Origin of the sequence: Ahrensia sp. R2A130 (assembly GCF_000179775.1) — a bacterium.
In the GTDB taxonomy this organism is placed as follows: Bacteria; Pseudomonadota; Alphaproteobacteria; order Rhizobiales; family Rhizobiaceae; genus Pseudahrensia.
This window is the reverse complement of the sequence record NZ_AEEB01000003.1, coordinates 673,388-688,750: the sequence shown is the minus strand read 5'-3', so window position 1 is coordinate 688,750 and position 15,363 is coordinate 673,388. Positions and strand designations below refer to the sequence as shown.

At 58.6% G+C, this 15,363-nt stretch carries 16 protein-coding genes; 10 read left to right on the top strand and 6 right to left on the bottom strand.

Features of this window, described 5'->3' with window-relative positions:
• Positions 1 to 21 precede the first annotated feature (21 nt).
• From R2A130_RS04120 to R2A130_RS04100, 5 genes are all read right to left on the bottom strand, one after another.
• Positions 22 to 963: a hypothetical protein gene (locus R2A130_RS04120; RefSeq protein WP_009757505.1), complete on the bottom strand. Its 942-nt coding sequence runs from the start codon at positions 961 to 963 to the stop codon at positions 22 to 24.
• An 80-nt stretch (positions 964 to 1,043) separates the two neighbouring features.
• The gene (gene rpsR, locus R2A130_RS04115; RefSeq protein WP_009757504.1) at positions 1,044 to 1,292 is read right to left on the bottom strand and encodes a 30S ribosomal protein S18; all 249 of its coding nucleotides are present in this window, start codon (positions 1,290 to 1,292) and stop codon (positions 1,044 to 1,046) included.
• Positions 1,293 to 1,345: 53 nt separating this feature from the next.
• Positions 1,346 to 1,711 (bottom strand): 30S ribosomal protein S6, encoded by a 366-nt coding sequence (rpsF, locus tag R2A130_RS04110; protein WP_009757503.1) that lies wholly within the window; start codon positions 1,709 to 1,711, stop codon positions 1,346 to 1,348.
• Between the two features lie 224 nt (positions 1,712 to 1,935).
• Positions 1,936 to 2,778: a DMT family transporter gene (locus R2A130_RS04105; RefSeq protein WP_009757502.1), complete on the bottom strand. Its 843-nt coding sequence runs from the start codon at positions 2,776 to 2,778 to the stop codon at positions 1,936 to 1,938.
• Entirely contained in the window at positions 2,775 to 3,542 is a 768-nt protein-coding gene (locus R2A130_RS04100) for an ABC transporter ATP-binding protein (protein WP_009757501.1), read from the bottom strand. Before R2A130_RS04100 ends, R2A130_RS04105 begins: the two co-directional genes overlap by 4 nt.
• 105 nt (positions 3,543 to 3,647) lie before the next feature.
• Here R2A130_RS04100 and R2A130_RS04095 point away from each other — a divergent pair, with 105 nt between their 5' ends.
• From R2A130_RS04095 to fabG, 8 genes are all read left to right on the top strand, one after another.
• Entirely contained in the window at positions 3,648 to 4,439 is a 792-nt protein-coding gene (locus R2A130_RS04095) for an ABC transporter ATP-binding protein (protein ID WP_009757500.1), read from the top strand.
• A complete protein-coding gene (locus R2A130_RS04090) occupies positions 4,439 to 5,140 on the top strand; it encodes an ABC transporter ATP-binding protein (RefSeq protein WP_009757499.1) in 702 nt (233 codons plus the stop codon). The genes R2A130_RS04095 and R2A130_RS04090 overlap by 1 nt, the downstream gene beginning before the upstream one ends.
• Positions 5,140 to 6,153, top strand: coding sequence for a branched-chain amino acid ABC transporter permease (locus tag R2A130_RS04085; RefSeq protein ID WP_247869235.1), 1,014 nt, complete (start codon positions 5,140 to 5,142; stop codon positions 6,151 to 6,153). Before R2A130_RS04090 ends, R2A130_RS04085 begins: the two co-directional genes overlap by 1 nt.
• The gene (locus tag R2A130_RS04080; RefSeq protein ID WP_009757497.1) at positions 6,150 to 7,532 is read left to right on the top strand and encodes a branched-chain amino acid ABC transporter permease; all 1,383 of its coding nucleotides are present in this window, start codon (positions 6,150 to 6,152) and stop codon (positions 7,530 to 7,532) included. The genes R2A130_RS04085 and R2A130_RS04080 overlap by 4 nt, the downstream gene beginning before the upstream one ends.
• Positions 7,533 to 7,718: 186 nt before the next feature.
• Entirely contained in the window at positions 7,719 to 8,903 is a 1,185-nt protein-coding gene (locus R2A130_RS04075) for an ABC transporter substrate-binding protein (RefSeq protein WP_009757495.1), read from the top strand.
• 73 nt (positions 8,904 to 8,976) lie between these two features.
• Positions 8,977 to 10,629 carry a thiamine pyrophosphate-dependent enzyme gene (locus tag R2A130_RS04070; protein ID WP_009757494.1) on the top strand — a complete coding sequence of 551 codons (1,653 nt, stop codon included), beginning with the start codon at positions 8,977 to 8,979 and terminating at the stop codon, positions 10,627 to 10,629.
• 70 nt (positions 10,630 to 10,699) lie between these two features.
• On the top strand, positions 10,700 to 11,638 hold the full coding sequence (gene fabD / locus R2A130_RS04065) for an ACP S-malonyltransferase (RefSeq protein ID WP_009757493.1): 939 nt from the start codon (positions 10,700 to 10,702) through the stop codon (positions 11,636 to 11,638).
• Between the two features lie 24 nt (positions 11,639 to 11,662).
• Positions 11,663 to 12,400, top strand: coding sequence for a 3-oxoacyl-[acyl-carrier-protein] reductase (gene fabG, locus R2A130_RS04060; protein WP_009757492.1), 738 nt, complete (start codon positions 11,663 to 11,665; stop codon positions 12,398 to 12,400).
• A 153-nt stretch (positions 12,401 to 12,553) separates the two neighbouring features.
• Here fabG and R2A130_RS04055 read toward each other — a convergent pair whose 3' ends face one another.
• Complete coding sequence (locus R2A130_RS04055) at positions 12,554 to 13,462, bottom strand: DMT family transporter (protein WP_009757491.1); 909 nt, start codon at positions 13,460 to 13,462, stop codon at positions 12,554 to 12,556.
• 219 nt (positions 13,463 to 13,681) lie between these two features.
• On the opposite strand from R2A130_RS04055, the gene R2A130_RS04050 reads away from it, so the two are divergent.
• Both R2A130_RS04050 and fabF read left to right on the top strand, forming a co-directional pair.
• Complete coding sequence (locus R2A130_RS04050) at positions 13,682 to 13,918, top strand: acyl carrier protein (protein ID WP_009757490.1); 237 nt, start codon at positions 13,682 to 13,684, stop codon at positions 13,916 to 13,918.
• Between the two features lie 108 nt (positions 13,919 to 14,026).
• Positions 14,027 to 15,283: a beta-ketoacyl-ACP synthase II gene (gene fabF, locus R2A130_RS04045; RefSeq protein WP_040304620.1), complete on the top strand. Its 1,257-nt coding sequence runs from the start codon at positions 14,027 to 14,029 to the stop codon at positions 15,281 to 15,283.
• Positions 15,284 to 15,363: the final 80 nt, after the last annotated feature.

The window sequence follows — 15,363 nt, the reverse complement described above, 5'->3', positions numbered from 1 at the left end:
ATTTGTCCTTTTAGGTTGAATTCAGGTTGTGGGTGGAACGCCGGCGCGACGGGCGCGCAGGCCGAGAAGGGTTTCGGCAAGGCCGAGGATAAGAAGCAGCACGAGAGCGACCCCGAATATGAGCAATACGAAGTAGAGCGCGAACAAAATGACGCCGCGTCCGGCCATACCTTCGGTAAGGCTGTGAATGGTGGCGAGGCCGACTGCGATGAACATCATTCCGAAAGCGCCAGCGAAAACCATGCCCAACACGCCGAGGGTGGAATCACCGCCGATCAAGATAACCGCGATGCTGGCACCGAAAATTCCAGCCGCACCAAAGGGCAACGCTACCTGTGAGGGCAGGTGGTCTTTCGGACGGCTCGAACCGTGCTGGCCGGAGGCTGCGATAGCGCGTGAGAAGCGTGCGCCTAGCGCCATGGAGTAGAGGTAGAGCAGGATTAGAGAAAACGGCACAAGAAGTGGAACCGCTTTAACTAAAGAGCTCGCCATCTCCCTCACCTGCTGTGTCGCAGTAGGAGCCGCTCGCATGAGTTCTTCAAGCTCTTTGGATGTCTCGGAGAAGCGATCTCCAATCACAACTCCGATCAGTACAAAACCGATGCTTACTATTAGCGCGACCTGAAATAGAATTTTGGAAAGTGGATACCACTCCAAAACGCCGTCGCCATTGTCGTCTCTCGAAAGTCCGGCGACATAACCGACGTAGAGAGCAGGCCCGACAAACAGTATCGCGATAAGCATTGCAGGCTCGATGCCCATGAGTACCGCAATCAAGAAGAGGGCAATCAGGCCTGCAACTCCTGCAAGGCGAGGCCCTAGAGATAAAGATGCCACGAACAATGGCACCAACATGAATACCCAAAGTAGGGAGCCCAAACCGCCCAAGCCAACGGGTGCGACGGCGAAAAACGCTGTCAGCAGACCACAGGCAATGGTGATGAGGAGTGGGCGGTTGTTCATGATCTCGCTGTCCTACCCGAGTTGAGCAGTTAGAGCAGCGGCGCGACAATCGCGCCGCCAGTCAGCATTCAGTTAATGGCTTACTTGATGACGTAAGGGATCAAAGCAAGGAAGCGGGCGCGTTTGATGGCACGGGCCAGTTCACGCTGCTTTTTCAGCGATACGGCTGTGATACGCGAAGGAACGATTTTGCCGCGCTCGGAAATGTAGCGCTGCAGGAGTTTGACGTCCTTGTAGTCGATCTTCGGTGCGTTTTCGCCGGTGAATGGGCAAGTTTTGCGACGGCGCTGAAATGGGCGGCGTGCGGGGAGCTGTTCGATAGCAACCATGGGTCTTTATCCTCTTGGTCGGAAAATTACTGGTGAAACGTGTCGTCTGCAGATCAACGTGGAGGACGTGGACCACGTGGACGACGATCATCGCGATCGGATTTGCGAAGCATCGCGGACGGTGCGTCCTCGTGCTCTTCGACCTTGACCGTCATGTAACGCAGCACGTCTTCGTGGATGCGCATCTGGCGTTCCATTTCGGCAACCGCATCGGACGGTGCGTCGATGTTGATGAGCGCGTAATGAGCCTTGCGGTTCTTTTTAACGCGGTATGGCAGGGTTTTGAGACCCCAGTTTTCGATCTTGCCGACGGAACCGCCGTTTGCTTCCAGAACGCCTTTGAAGTGTTCCACAAGTGTGTCGACCTGCTGGGACGAGACGTCCTGGCGAGCCATGAAGATGTGTTCGTAAAGTGCCATGAAGGGCAGCCTTTCCTCGAGTACGTCATGCTTCCGGTGCGAAGCCTCACCGACCTATCTACTCGTGAGAGGAGGAAAGGTGGTTCGATGTGTCAGGAGCGGGAGCACGGGAGGACGGCGTGCATTGCACACCTGCGGGAAAACCCGCCCATCCGTTCAGCCACCAACCGGAAGCCCGACTGTTGCAAGCGCGTGTCTATAGGAATTTCGACATGATGCAAGCGCTATAGAAGCCGCAAAGTGATGACGCCTGCAAGAACGAGACAGGTGGCCAAAATCTTGCCGCCGGTCAGTTTCTCGCCAAGGAATATGACGCCGATGAAAAGAGCGAAAACGGTGGATGTTTCGCGCAAGGCCGTCACCACAGCGATGGGCGCTTGCGTCATGGCCCAAACCACCAGCGCATAGGCGGTAACGGAGCCTGTACCGCCCAGAATGAGCGGCTTCAGGCCAACGGTGAATGTCGCCTTCAGCGCGTCGAGATTGAGGAACGCCATGAGGGCTGCAAAGACGAAGGCATTGATGACCGTCATCCAGGCGATGTAGCCGATGGCGTGTCCGGAGACGCGGGCGCCCAGACCATCGAGCAACGAATATGACGCGATGAAGACTCCAGTGATCAGCGCTGCACCAACGGCGGTTGGGTTCCGCAAGCCGTCGCGGCCCTTCACCAAGCCAAGCGTGAAGATGCCGAAGACGATGAGCGCGATACCAGCCAATTCGCTCGTCGCGAGATCAGCGCTCAACACGGCGACCGAAAACAAAGCCACAAGGGCAGGGCCGCTGCCACGTGCAATCGGGTAAACCTGAGTGAAGTCGCCAAGACGGTAAGCGCGCATAAGGCTGAGTTGGTAGCCGGTGTGCACGACGACCGAACCGGCAAGATAAGGCCACGCTTCGGCAGGTGGCATCGGAACGAAAGGCAGGACCAGCAGGCCCAAAGGGGCGTGGCCGATGGTGACGGCGGTCATGGAGACGACCTTATCGGCGGTGGATTTTACCAGCGCATTCCACGATGCGTGGATTGCGGCGGCGCACATCACTACCAGAAAGATGGTGACGGTCATGCAGCGGTCATTGCTTGTTCCAGCGCCTGTGAGACGGCGTTGCAGATGGCGGCATAGTCGGTGGAACCGCGCCAGGCAGCGTCTCGGACCTTCTGCAGCACATCTATATCGGCAACAATCCGACCCGGGCGCGGCGACATCACCAACACTCGGTCCGCCAGATAGACTGCCTCGAAAACAGAATGGGTGACGAACAATAGAGTATGCGGATCGCAGGTGTGTCGTTCCAGCAGTAGGTCGTTGAGGCGGAAACGGGTGATCTCGTCCAACGCACCGAAGGGTTCGTCCATCAACATGATGTCTGGTTCGGTGACCAGTGCACGGGCGATCGAGGCCCGCATCGCCATACCGCCGGATAATTCACGCGGATAGGCAGAGGCAAATTCGGAAAGTCCGACTTCTGCCAAGGCTTCTGCGACGCGCTTGTTCGTGTCGGGTTTACCGTGAAGCGACAGCGGCATGGCGACGTTCTTCGTGATAGTTGCCCAAGGCAGCAGCGTCGCTTCCTGAAACACGAAACCGACTTCACTATCGGCTGCGACCTGAACCTCGCCAATCGTCGCGTCCTGCAGTCCGGCGACGATCCGCAAGATGCTCGACTTGCCGCAGCCGGACGGGCCGAGCAGCGCGACCCGTTCGCCGACCGAGACCTGAAGCGAGCAATCGTGCAATGCTTCCACGCCATTGTCGTATCGCAGTGACACGTCGCGCAATTCCACTGCTGGAGCGGGTGCGTGTGCAGAGGGGTTGTTGAAGTCGTCCATGGCTTGGTCTAGGGCAGCGCGGCGTCGTGTTGCAACGTAATAAGACGCGTGACGAGGTTTGCGAACCTCGAGTCATTTCAAGCTGATGCAGGAATCGCCTGACGCATGATCGTCGTTGATAATCTTCACAAGCAATTCGGCGGTGTTCATGCCGTCGATGGTGCGTCGCTGACCATCGAGACCGGTTCCATAACGGGGCTCATCGGGCCGAACGGCGCTGGCAAGACGACGCTGTTCAATATCATCGCAGGTCTGTTCCCGCCGACGTCGGGCACGATCCATCTTGATGGCGAGGACATCACCGGCCTCGAACCGCATGAGTTGTTCGGCAAAGGCCTGCTGCGGACGTTCCAGATCGCCCACGAATTTTCAACGCTGACCGTGTTGGAAAACCTTATGATGGTGCCGCCGAACCAGCTTGGCGAAAAGCTGATGAACACGTGGATACGCCGTGGTGCTGTGGCCGCTGAAGATCGCGATATCCGCGACAAAGCGCTGGAGGTGATCGACTTCCTCAACCTCGGTCATCTCACACACGAGAACGCGGGCAACCTTTCCGGTGGGCAGAAGAAGCTGCTGGAACTGGGCCGCACCATGATGGTGGATGCGAAGATCGTGCTGCTCGACGAGGTTGGCGCGGGTGTGAACCGCACATTGCTGGCGCAGATCGGCGACGCGATCATCAAGCTGAACGAAGAGCGCGGCTACACATTTTGCATGATCGAGCACGACATGGATTTCATCGCCCGCCTTTGCGACCCCGTTATTGTGATGGCCGAGGGTGCGGTGCTGGCAACCGGCACGGCGGCAGAAGTTCGGGCCAATGAAGAGGTCATCGAGGCCTATTTGGGTACCGGCCTCAAAAACAAGACACCAACTGCGAAGGCGGCTGGCTGATGTTCATGGAAGGCTTGAACCTCACCGGCGGCTATGGCGGCGCAGACATTCTCAAGGGCTGCTCGCTAGGCGTCGAAAAGGGCGAGATTGCTGTGATCGTCGGGCCGAATGGCGCGGGTAAATCCACTGCGATGAAGGCTATGCTGGGGATGCTGGATATCCGCGAGGGTTCGGTGATGCTTGACGGCGAAGACATCACCAAACTTTCGCCGCAAGACCGCATCGCCAAGGGCGTCGCTTTCGTGCCGCAGACTGCCAACGTCTTCACCGGCATGAGCGTCGAAGAAAACCTTGAAATGGGGGCGTTTCTCCGCACCGATGATTTCTCCGGCACCATGAACGAGATCTACGACCTGTTCCCCATCCTGCGCGAAAAGCGCAACCAGATGGCGAGGGAATTGTCCGGCGGGCAACGCCAGCAAGTTGCTGTTGGTCGCGCGTTGATGACACAGCCTTCGGTGTTGATGCTGGACGAGCCAACCGCAGGCGTCAGCCCCATCGTGATGGACGAACTCTTCGATCGTATTCTGGAAATCCGCGAGAAGGATGTCGCCGTCTTGATGGTGGAACAAAATGCCCGTCAAGCGCTGAACATCGCTGACCGTGGCTACGTGCTCGTCACCGGCGAAAACCGCTTCACCGACACGGGGGAGGCGCTTCTCGCCAACCCCGAAGTCCGCGCTTCGTTCTTGGGAGGCTGATGATGGATTTCCTCAACGCCATCGTGCTGTTCGCCAATTTCGTTTTCGTTCCGGGCCTCGCATACGGCGCGCAACTGGCGCTGGGCGCGCTGGGCATCACGCTGCTCTACTCCATCTTGCGCTTCGCCAATTTCGCCCATGGCGATACGATGGCGTTCGGCACCATGGTCACGATCCTGCTGACGTGGTGGTTCCAGTCGCTCGGCATCAGCTTTGGGCCATTGCCCACAGCTTTGTTGGCGTTGCCTTTCGGGGTGGCCGCCACCGCGGGCTTTGCATTGCTGACTGATAAGCTTGTGTACAAGCACTACCGGCAGGTGAAGGCCGTGCCGATCCGCATGGTGATGGCGTCTGTTGGTGTGATGTTCGTGATGAACGGCGTCGTGCGCTTCATCATCGGGCCGAACGATCAGAGTTTCTTCGATGGTGAGCGCTTCATCATCAAGGCGCGTGAATTCAAGAAAATGACGGGGCTGAACGAGGGGCTGGCGATCAAGTCGTCACAGGCGCTCACCGTTGTCGTTGCGATCATTCTGGTGGCTGCGCTGTTCTGGTTCCTGAACCGCACCCGCACAGGCAAGTCCATGCGGGCGTTTTCAGACAACGAAGATCTCGCTCTGCTGTCCGGTATTTCGCCCGATAAAGTAGTAGCCGTAACGTGGATACTCGCCGCTGGTTTGGCGACCATCGCCGGCGTGCTTTACGGCCTCGACAAGAGCTTCAAGCCCTTCACCTATTTCCAGCTGTTGCTGCCCATGTTCGCAGCCGCCGTTGTCGGCGGGGTGGGGCAGCCGGTGGGTGCTATTCTTGGCGGGTTCGTCGTTGCTTTTTCAGAAGTCACCGTCACCTATGCCTATAAGAAATTCATCACATATCTGGTGCCGGAAAGCTGGGCGCCGGACGGTCTGATGCAACTGCTGTCGACCGACTATAAATTCGCGGTCTCCTTCATCATCCTCGTCGTGGTGCTGCTGGTGCGACCCACCGGCCTGCTGAAAGGGAAGGTGATATGAGCCTGCCTCTGCGCGCCTTTTCGGGCTTCGCCATCATCGCAATTCTGCTCGTTCTCGTGGGTATTACCCAGTCGTGGAATGTGGCGTTGGCCATGGCTAATCTGGGCATCATCTCCGCCATCATGGCGCTGGGGGTGAACATCCAGTGGGGCTACGCCGGCCTGTTCAACGTTGGGATCATGGGTTTTGCCGCGCTCGGCGGTATGGCGGCAGTGTTGGTTTCGCGTGATCCGGTGGCAACCGCGTGGGCTGCCGGTGGTGCCAATCTCGGGTTGGCGCTCGTGGTGTTTGCAGCCGTTGTCGCGCTGGTGACGTATCTTGTTCGCACGATGAAAAAAGGTGTGGCGAAGAACCTCTCGGTTACGCTGGCGATCATCATCGGTTATTTCGCCATCCGATATTTCTATGACCCTGCCGTGAACGCCATCGAGGCGGACGACCCTGCAAGTTCCGGTTTCCTCGGTGGCCTTGGTCTGCCGATCACGCTGTCCTGGTTCGTGGGCGGCGTGTTTGCGGCTGGCGCTGCGTGGCTCATCGGCAAGGTCGCCCTTGGGCTGCGCTCGGATTACCTCGCCATCGCAACGCTGGGCATCTCAGAAATCCTGATCGCCATGATGAAGAACGAGGACTGGCTCACGCGCGGCGTGAAGAACGTCACCGGTTTGGACCGCCCTGTCACTGTGCCATACGAGGTCGATCTTCAGGTCAGCGACACATTCATCGGTTGGGTGGAATGGTGGAACGCCTCTGCGCTTTCAGCCGTCAGCGGCGATGAACGTATCGCGTTGTTGAAAAACCTCGTGATCGAGCAATCCAGCATCTTCGTGAAGCTGTCTTATATGAGCCTGTTCCTGGCCGTCTTGCTTGTCATTTTGGCGCTGTGCGTCTTCGCGCTGGCGTCACCTTGGGGCCGCATGGTGCGGGCTATCCGCGACAATGAAGTTTCTGCAGCTGCGATGGGCAAAAACGTCAAGCGTCGCCATTTGCAGATCTTCGTTTTGGGCTCCGCAGTCGTGGGTATCGCCGGTGCGATGCTGACCACGCTGGACGGGGCGTTCTTTCCGACCAGCTACCAGCCGCTGCGCTATACTTTCCTCATCTGGGTGATGGTGATCGTTGGTGGTTCCGGCAACAATCTTGGCTCGGTGCTCGGTGCGTTTCTCATCTGGTTCATCTGGATTCAGGCGGAATATGTCGGTCCGCTGGCGATGGAATGGGCGGTGTCCAGTCTCGATCCTGCCAGCCCAATTCGCGCGCATCTGCTCGACAGCGCCCAGCACATGCGTCTGTTCATCATGGGAATCGTGATGTTGACGGTGATGCGTTTCTCGCCCGGCGGGCTGCTGCCGGAGCGGCTGGCGCTGCATAAGCGGGTTTAATCGGGTCGGCGGTTAAATTCCGCTGCAGTTTGTCTTGATTGCGTTGCAATTGTGCGACAGGTTGCGCCCCAATGGTGCGGCAGCGTGCCAATTCGTTGGAGAGATATCCGGCGGATGGGCAGCGAGCGCGTCGGGAGGGCGCGTCACCACCAACTATCAATCTATCCCAGTCTTTTGGAGACACACATGAAGAAGATCCTTCTCGCCACAACCATTTTTGCAGGTCTGACCGGCGCAGCATTTGCTGACGGTCACGAAGTCAAAATGGGCGTGATCCTCGGTTTCACCGGTCCTATCGAATCGCTGACACCAGCAATGGCAGGCGCAGCCGAACTCGCCATGTCGGAAACCGCTGGCAAAGTGCTCGATGGCAAGACCGTCGTCCCCGTGCGTGGCGACTCCACCTGCACAGATGCTGCAGCCGCTTCCGCTGCCGCCGAACGTCTCATCACCGCTGAAGGCGTTGTTGGCATCATGGGTGCTGATTGCTCCGGTGTGACCACTGCCATCGCCAACAATGTAGGCGTGCCGAACGGTGTGGTGATGATTTCGCCATCCGCCACGTCGCCAGCGCTGACCAGCATCGACGATAAGGGCTTCTTCTTCCGTACCGCACCATCCGATGCCCGTCAGGGCCAGGTTCTGGCCGACGTGTTGAAGGACAAAGGCATCACCAAAGTCGCCGTGACCTTCACGAACAACGACTACGGCAAAGGCCTCGAAGCCTCCTTCAAGGAAGCGTTTGCAGCCGTTGGCGGTGAAGTCGCGATTTCAGCAGCACATGAAGACGGCAAGGCCGACTATTCCGCAGAAGTCGGCGCGCTCGCCGCTGCCGGTGCAGAACACCTCGTGGTCTTCGGTTATGTCGATCAGGGCGGTAAAGGCATCATCCAGACGTCGCTCGACACGGGCGCATTCGACAAGTTCATCTTGGCAGACGGCATGATCGGCGAGTCGCTGATCGAAGCTATCGGCGATGATCTCAACGGCACAATCGGCACGTTGCCGGGTTCCGATTCCGATGGCGCGAAGAAATTCGCCGAAGTGATGAAGGCTGCCGGTAACGACAAAGTCGGTCCGTTCACGCCGGAATCCTACGACGCTGCTGCGTTGATGATCCTCGCCATTCAGGCTGCCGGTTCGACCGACCGCGCTGCTGTGCAGGCGAAAATCATGGACGTGGCCAACGCGCCGGGCGAAAAAATTCTGCCAGGTGAGCTGAACAAGGCCATCGAAATCCTCAAATCCGGTGGTCAGGTGGATTATGAAGGCGCGTCCAACGTCAAATTCACCGACGTCGGTGAAGCTGCTGGTTCCTACAAGGAACTGGAAGTGAAGGACGGCAAGTTCGAGACCATCTCGATCCGCTAAACGCTTCGAGTTATGACTTTGAAACGCCCGGTCGTCTCCGTGACGATCGGGCGTTTTCATTTGGAGGACTGAGATGAAGACTGGCGCACAACTGCTTGTGGAAACGCTGCTGACAAACGGCGCAGAGATCGGCTTCGGCGTGCCGGGGGAAAGCTATCTCGCGGTGCTGGATGCGCTTTACGATGCGGGCGATGATTTCCGCTTCATCGGCTGCCGCAACGAAGGCGGTGGGGCGTTCATGGCGGAAGCCTACGGCAAGTTGACGGGCAAGCCGGGCCTGCTGTTCGTCACGCGCGGGCCGGGCATCACCAACGCCTCCATCGGTATTCACACTGCCATGCAGAACTCATCGCCCATGGTGGTGTTCGTCGGCCAGATCGCAACAGGCCTGCGGGGGCGGGAGGCCTTTCAGGAGGTCGACTACAAGCAGGTCTTCGGCGGCCTAGCCAAATGGGTGGTGGAGATCGACGACGCGGCGAGGGTGCCGGAACTGGTGTCGCGGGCGCTTACCGTCGCGCAATCCGGCAGGCCGGGGCCTGTGGTGGTGGCGCTGCCGGAAGACATGCTGGTGGCGAAGAGTGATGCGCGCATTCGGCCTGCGGTGACGGCGATGAAGCCCCATGCCAATGCGGGCGATGCAACCCCAATAATGGAACGCATTGCACAAGCCGAAAGACCTGTCGTGATCGTAGGTGGTGGAGGCTGGAATTCCAACGGCAAGACTGCGCTGCAAAACTGGGCAGAGGCGAATGCGCTGCCCGTGGTTGCCGCATTTCGCTGTCAGGATTTGATCGATAACAACTCGCCCAGCTATGTTGGTGATTCTGGCGTCGGGATGCCGCCCCATGTGCGTAAATTTCTTGATGAAAGCGATCTCATCATCTGCATCAATGCCCGCTTCGGCGAGATGCTGACGGACGCATGGACGCTGTTCGAACCCGAAACTTTCGACACACCGCTGATCCATATTCATGCCAGTGAGGCCGAACTGGGCAAGATATTCACGCCAGACGTTGCGGTGATGAGTTGCCCGAACGCGGCTTGCACGATGTTGGCTGGAACGTCCGTTATCGACGCACCTGTTTGGGCTGAACGTACCGTCACACAGCACAAGACTTGGGCTGCGACCATCGCTGCACCCATGCAAACAGGTGCGGTCGATATGGCGGCTGTGATGGAGATCATTCGCGACACGCTTCCCGATGATGCCATCGTCACCAATGGCGCGGGCAACTTTGCAATCTGGCCGGGTCGTCACATCGTCTATGGCGAGGGTATGACGATGCTGGCCCCGCAGTCCGGTGCGATGGGGGCAGGGGTGCCATCGGCCATTATGGCCAAGCTGGTACAACCGGAACGCTTTGCGCTGTGCTTTGCCGGTGACGGTGATTTCCAGATGAACTGTCAGGAACTCGGCACGGCGCTGCAACATGGTGCAGCACCCGTCATCTTGGTGCTGAACAACGGCACTTACGGCACGATCCGCATGCATCAGGAGCGGGATTATCCGCGCCGCGTTAGCGGAACGGAAATCGTAAATCCCGACTTTGCAGCACTCGCGCGATCTTATGGTTTCCACGGTGAAACGGTGGAGCAAACGGATGATTTTGCCGACGCTTGGAAACGAGCCTGCAAGTCTCCCACCGGTGCTGTTCTGGAACTCATCACCGATGCCGAAGCCATAACTCCGCGCACTACAATCACTGCGCTGCGTGGGGATCTCTAGCGCTTCGCCTTGATTTCACGAGCCGACTTGCTCAACTAGACCCCATACACGCCAAACTGCAGGATTTTTCATGCTCGCACTCACTTTTCCAGGACAGGGTTCGCAAGCCGTCGGCATGGGCCGCGCCATCGCGGATGCTTACCCCGAAGCGAAAGCCGTGTTCGACGAGGTGGATGACGCGCTGGGCGAAAAACTGTCGGCGGTCATTTTCGATGGTCCTGACGACGCGTTGACACTTACCACGAACGCCCAGCCGGCGTTGATGGCGGTATCGCTGGCTGTGTTGCGGGCAATGGAGTCGGAAGGTTTCATGGTCACCCGCGCCGATTACGTTGCTGGTCACAGTCTTGGTGAATACTCGGCTCTCGCGGCTGCCCGCGCCATTACGATCGGCGACACCGCCCGCCTGCTGCGTATTCGCGGTGAGGCGATGCAGGCTGCTGTGCCGGTGGGTAAGGGCGCGATGGCGGCCATCATCGGCCTTGAGCAGGATGCGGTGGAAACCGCTTGTACCAACGCCTCGCAGCCCGACGATGAAGTACAGATCGCCAACGACAATGGCGGCGGACAACTGGTTATTTCCGGTCACGCTGGTGCGGTCGAACGCGCCATGGAAGCCTGCAAGGAGGCCGGTGCCAAGCGCGCGCTGCCGTTGCCTGTTTCCGCGCCGTTCCACTCCACGCTGATGGCACCTGCTGCCGACCGCATGAAAGATGCTTTGGCCGCTGTGGACATCAAACCCACCATTGTACCGTTGGTTTGTAACGTGCTGGCCGATCCGATTTCCCACCCGGAAGACATTCGCAAAAACCTCGTCGAGCAAGTGACCGGTCGTGTGCGCTGGGCTGAAAGCGTCGAATACATGGCAGAGCAGGGGGTCAATCGCATTTGGGAGGTCGGTTCCGGCAAAGTGCTGACCGGTCTTGCCCGACGCATCGACCGCACCCTCGAAGGCACTGCTATTGGCGCGCCTGACGATATTTCTGCCGCGCTCGCGCAGCTCGGCTGACCAGTAAATTTACGGAGACAAACCATGTTCGATCTGACCGGCAAAACTGCCCTCGTTACCGGCGCTTCCGGTGGCATCGGCGTGTCCATCGCCAAGGCGCTTCATGCGCAAGGCGCGACTGTGGGTCTCCACGGCACCCGCGAAGAACGGTTGAAAGAAATCGCCGATGAGATGGGCGGTCGCGTTCACATCTTCCCAGCCAATATGTCCGACCCAGAAGCCGTCGCGGCACTTGGTAAGAAAGCCGAAGAAGAGCTTGGTGGTCTGAACATCCTCGTCAACAATGCGGGCATCACCCGTGACGGATTGTTCGTTCGCATGAAGGATGAAGACTGGGATGCGGTGATGAATGTGAATCTGCGTGCAGCCTTCCAGCTCACCCGCGAAGTCACCCATCCGATGATGCGCCGCAAGGGTGGTCGCATCATCAACATAACGTCGGTCGTCGGTGTGACCGGCAATCCCGGACAGGCAAATTACTGCGCTTCGAAAGCGGGCATGATCGGCATGTCGAAATCGCTGGCGCAGGAAATCGCATCGCGCGGCGTGACGGTGAATTGCATCGCGCCCGGCTTCATCGAAACACCGATGACGGACGCGCTGAACGACAAGCAAAAAGAGATGATCCTCGCCAAGGTGCCAGCCAAGCGGTTGGGCACGGGCGACGAGATCGCATCCTCCGTGGTGTTCCTTGCATCCGACGAATCCGCCTACATGACGGGCCAGACCCTGCATGTGAACGGCGGCATGGCGATGCTTTAATTTGCGCTCTTATTTTTGCGCTCACGCTGTCGGGCTTCGCCCTTCGCTGCGCGGGCGCGGCGCAGCTAGCGCCGGGCGGCTCTTCGCCGCCTGACGTTTCGCTAAAATGCGAAACGTCTTTGGCTTGATCGGACGTGCACGGATTGGCTGCGATCAGCCTTGAAATATCAAGCCGCTGCCGATGACCACGAGTGCTGCACCCGCGAATGCACCTGCGGCGGGGCGTTCTTTGGTTTTCATCCAGATCAGCGGCAGCATAAGGGCAGGCGTGGTGGCGGATAGTGTGGCGATGATGCCGGTTTCGCCACCGCTGAAGCCGTAGAGCAGCAGGGTCATGCCTAGCGCCATGGCGAGGAATGCGGACAGGCACACGACCGCGAACAGCTGCTTGGTCATCGTCACTTTTGCCTTGAGCGCCTGCATCGGGAGGAAACCCAACAGCGAAAGGCAGATTCCAGCTACGCCGACGCGCATGGCTGAAATCGTCACCGGATCAGCACCGGATTGCATGACAGGGCGGATGATGAGCGAGCCTACAGCTTGCCCCAATGCCGCGATCAACCCGCAGGCCACGCCGATCCACAAAGCGCCTTTGATACTTTCCCAGTGGTGGCGCTGCTCTTTGCGCTTGCCGTAGAGAATCGCCAGCATCACGCCTGCCGTCACCAACGCGATGCCGAACCATTCGCCTGCCGCTAGGGTTTCGCCAAGCACCAACCATCCCAACACTGCGGTCATGGGTGCGTTGCATGAAAACAGCATGGCCGTTCGACGCGGGCCTAGGCGGTTCAGCGTAATGAACAGAAAACTGTCGCCAAGAAAAATGCCGATCAGGCCCGACGCGATGATGGTGAGCCACCAGTTGCTATCGACCGTGCTGAAACCCTCGCGCCCCAACAGCGCGGTTGCCCCGATGAAGACCAGCAACATCACCAGCGTGACCCATTGGCGGTAGCGCACAAAGGCCATCGCGCCCATTTCCCCCGAGGGGCCGGACGATACGAGGCCGTTCAACGCCCAGCACAAGGCAGCCGCAAGGGCGGAAAGTTGGTAGATATCCATGGGACCAGCGCACCGATAAGAGTCGCGCCGCGCTACGCCCTTTCAGCCTGTCGCACAAGCAAAGCTGCCCTGCGGATGCCTTCAGCGGCTGAACGAGCGAAAATACGCAAGATTTCGGTGCATAGAACCTTCATCCTATCTGCCGATTGTCGCTTGATATGTAGCTAGGCGTTAACTAGGTAGAACCAGCAATTTAGCAGGCCGATAACGGAGAATACCATGAGCGATACAGAAGCACGCGTGAAGAAAATCGTTGTCGAGCATCTCGGCGTTGAAGAAGACAAGGTCGTGTCCAGCGCTTCCTTTATCGACGATCTGGGCGCAGACAGCCTCGACACCGTCGAGCTGGTGATGGCTTTCGAAGAAGAGTTCGGCGTGGAAATTCCAGACGACGCTGCCGAGACCATCCAGACTGTGAAAAACGCCGTCGATTATCTCGACAAGCACAAGGCCTAGGCCTCTACCGTCTGAGCGTTGGGCGCGGGAAACCGCGTCCGCCGCGCAGGCTATGCCGCGCCCCGTGCGGCGCGGTGAGTGTTCACTCCACCGAAAACGGGTATTTCCATGAGACGCGTCGTTGTAACGGGTATCGGCATGGTGTCGCCAGCTGGCGGTACCGCTGAATCCAGCTGGGCCAACATTCTTGCCGGTAAAAGCACCGCGCGGAAGGTGACCGATTTTCAGGTCGATGATCTGCCCGCGCAGATCGCTTGCCAGATACCGCGCGGCGACGCGCTGGATGCCTGGAACCCTGACGACTGGATGGAGGTGAAGGAACAACGCAAGGTCGATCCTTTTATCGTCTATGCCGTTTCCGCCGCGACGCAGGCCCTCAACGACGCCGGTTGGCACCCTTCTACAGAAGACGAAAAATGCGCCACCGGCACCATGATCGGGTCCGGCATCGGCGGTTTGCAGGGTATCGAGCAGACATCGCTTTTGCTGGCCGAGCGCGGCCCGCGCCGCGTGTCGCCGTTCTTTATCCCGGGCCGTTTGATCAATCTCGCATCCGGCTATGTCTCGATCATGCACGGCCTCAAAGGCCCCAACCATTCTGTGGTGACGGCCTGTTCCACCGGCGCACACGCCATCGGCGACGCTGGCCGTATGATCGCGCTTGGTGATGCCGACGTGATGGTTGCTGGCGGTGCAGAATCGCCCGTATGCCGCATTTCGTTGGCCGGTTTTGCCGCCTGCAAAGCGCTGTCCACATCCTACAATGATGAACCTGAGAAAGCGTCGCGTCCTTGGGATGCTGACCGCGACGGTTTCGTCATGGGCGAGGGCGCAGGCATCGTCGTGCTGGAAGAGTACGAACACGCCAAAGCGCGAGGAGCCAAGATTTATGGCGAGCTTGTCGGTTACGGTCTCTCCGGAGACGCCTTCCACATCACCGCACCTGCTGAGAATCACGAGGGTGCCTATCGCGCCATGAAGGCTTGCTTGAAGCGTGCTGGAATTGATGCTTCCGAGATCGATTATGTGAACGCCCACGGCACCTCAACCATGGCGGACACGATGGAATTGGGCGCAGTAGAGCGCCTTGTGGGCGATCATGCGCCTAACCTTTCCATGTCTTCCACCAAATCTGCCATTGGACACCTGTTGGGCGCTGCCGGTTCTGCTGAAGCGATTTTCTGCCTGCTCGCCATGCGCGACGGCATGATGCCGCCGACGCTGAACCTCGATAAATTGGACGTGGAAACGCAGATCGATTTGATCCCGCACAAAGCGAAAGAAAAAGAGTTGACCACTGTGCTGTCAAACTCCTTCGGCTTCGGCGGTACCAACGCCGCGCTTGCGTTCACGAAAGTGAACTGACGCACGAAGTTCGGCACCGACGCGCAGTTCTGCCATATTGAATTGCTTGTTTTAGCCAACACGGTTCGGTGAAGCGAACC

Bases quoted from the DNA above. Each gene is read 5' to 3' on its own strand.
- fabG (WP_009757492.1), top strand. From the start codon at position 11,663: ATGTTCGATCTGACCGGCAAAACTGCCCTCGTTACCGGCGCTTCCGGT.
- fabD (WP_009757493.1), top strand. From the start codon at position 10,700: ATGCTCGCACTCACTTTTCCAGGACAGGGTTCGCAAGCCGTCGGCATG.
- R2A130_RS04100 (WP_009757501.1), bottom strand. From the start codon at position 3,542: ATGGACGACTTCAACAACCCCTCTGCACACGCACCCGCTCCAGCAGTG.
- R2A130_RS04085 (WP_247869235.1), top strand. From the start codon at position 5,140: ATGATGGATTTCCTCAACGCCATCGTGCTGTTCGCCAATTTCGTTTTC.
- R2A130_RS04070 (WP_009757494.1), top strand. From the start codon at position 8,977: ATGAAGACTGGCGCACAACTGCTTGTGGAAACGCTGCTGACAAACGGC.
- R2A130_RS04075 (WP_009757495.1), top strand. From the start codon at position 7,719: ATGAAGAAGATCCTTCTCGCCACAACCATTTTTGCAGGTCTGACCGGC.
- R2A130_RS04055 (WP_009757491.1), bottom strand. From the start codon at position 13,462: ATGGATATCTACCAACTTTCCGCCCTTGCGGCTGCCTTGTGCTGGGCG.
- rpsF (WP_009757503.1), bottom strand. From the start codon at position 1,711: ATGGCACTTTACGAACACATCTTCATGGCTCGCCAGGACGTCTCGTCC.
- R2A130_RS04105 (WP_009757502.1), bottom strand. From the start codon at position 2,778: ATGACCGTCACCATCTTTCTGGTAGTGATGTGCGCCGCCGCAATCCAC.
- R2A130_RS04120 (WP_009757505.1), bottom strand. From the start codon at position 963: ATGAACAACCGCCCACTCCTCATCACCATTGCCTGTGGTCTGCTGACA.
- R2A130_RS04050 (WP_009757490.1), top strand. From the start codon at position 13,682: ATGAGCGATACAGAAGCACGCGTGAAGAAAATCGTTGTCGAGCATCTC.
- R2A130_RS04080 (WP_009757497.1), top strand. From the start codon at position 6,150: ATGAGCCTGCCTCTGCGCGCCTTTTCGGGCTTCGCCATCATCGCAATT.
- R2A130_RS04090 (WP_009757499.1), top strand. From the start codon at position 4,439: ATGTTCATGGAAGGCTTGAACCTCACCGGCGGCTATGGCGGCGCAGAC.
- R2A130_RS04095 (WP_009757500.1), top strand. From the start codon at position 3,648: ATGATCGTCGTTGATAATCTTCACAAGCAATTCGGCGGTGTTCATGCC.
- fabF (WP_040304620.1), top strand. From the start codon at position 14,027: ATGAGACGCGTCGTTGTAACGGGTATCGGCATGGTGTCGCCAGCTGGC.
- rpsR (WP_009757504.1), bottom strand. From the start codon at position 1,292: ATGGTTGCTATCGAACAGCTCCCCGCACGCCGCCCATTTCAGCGCCGT.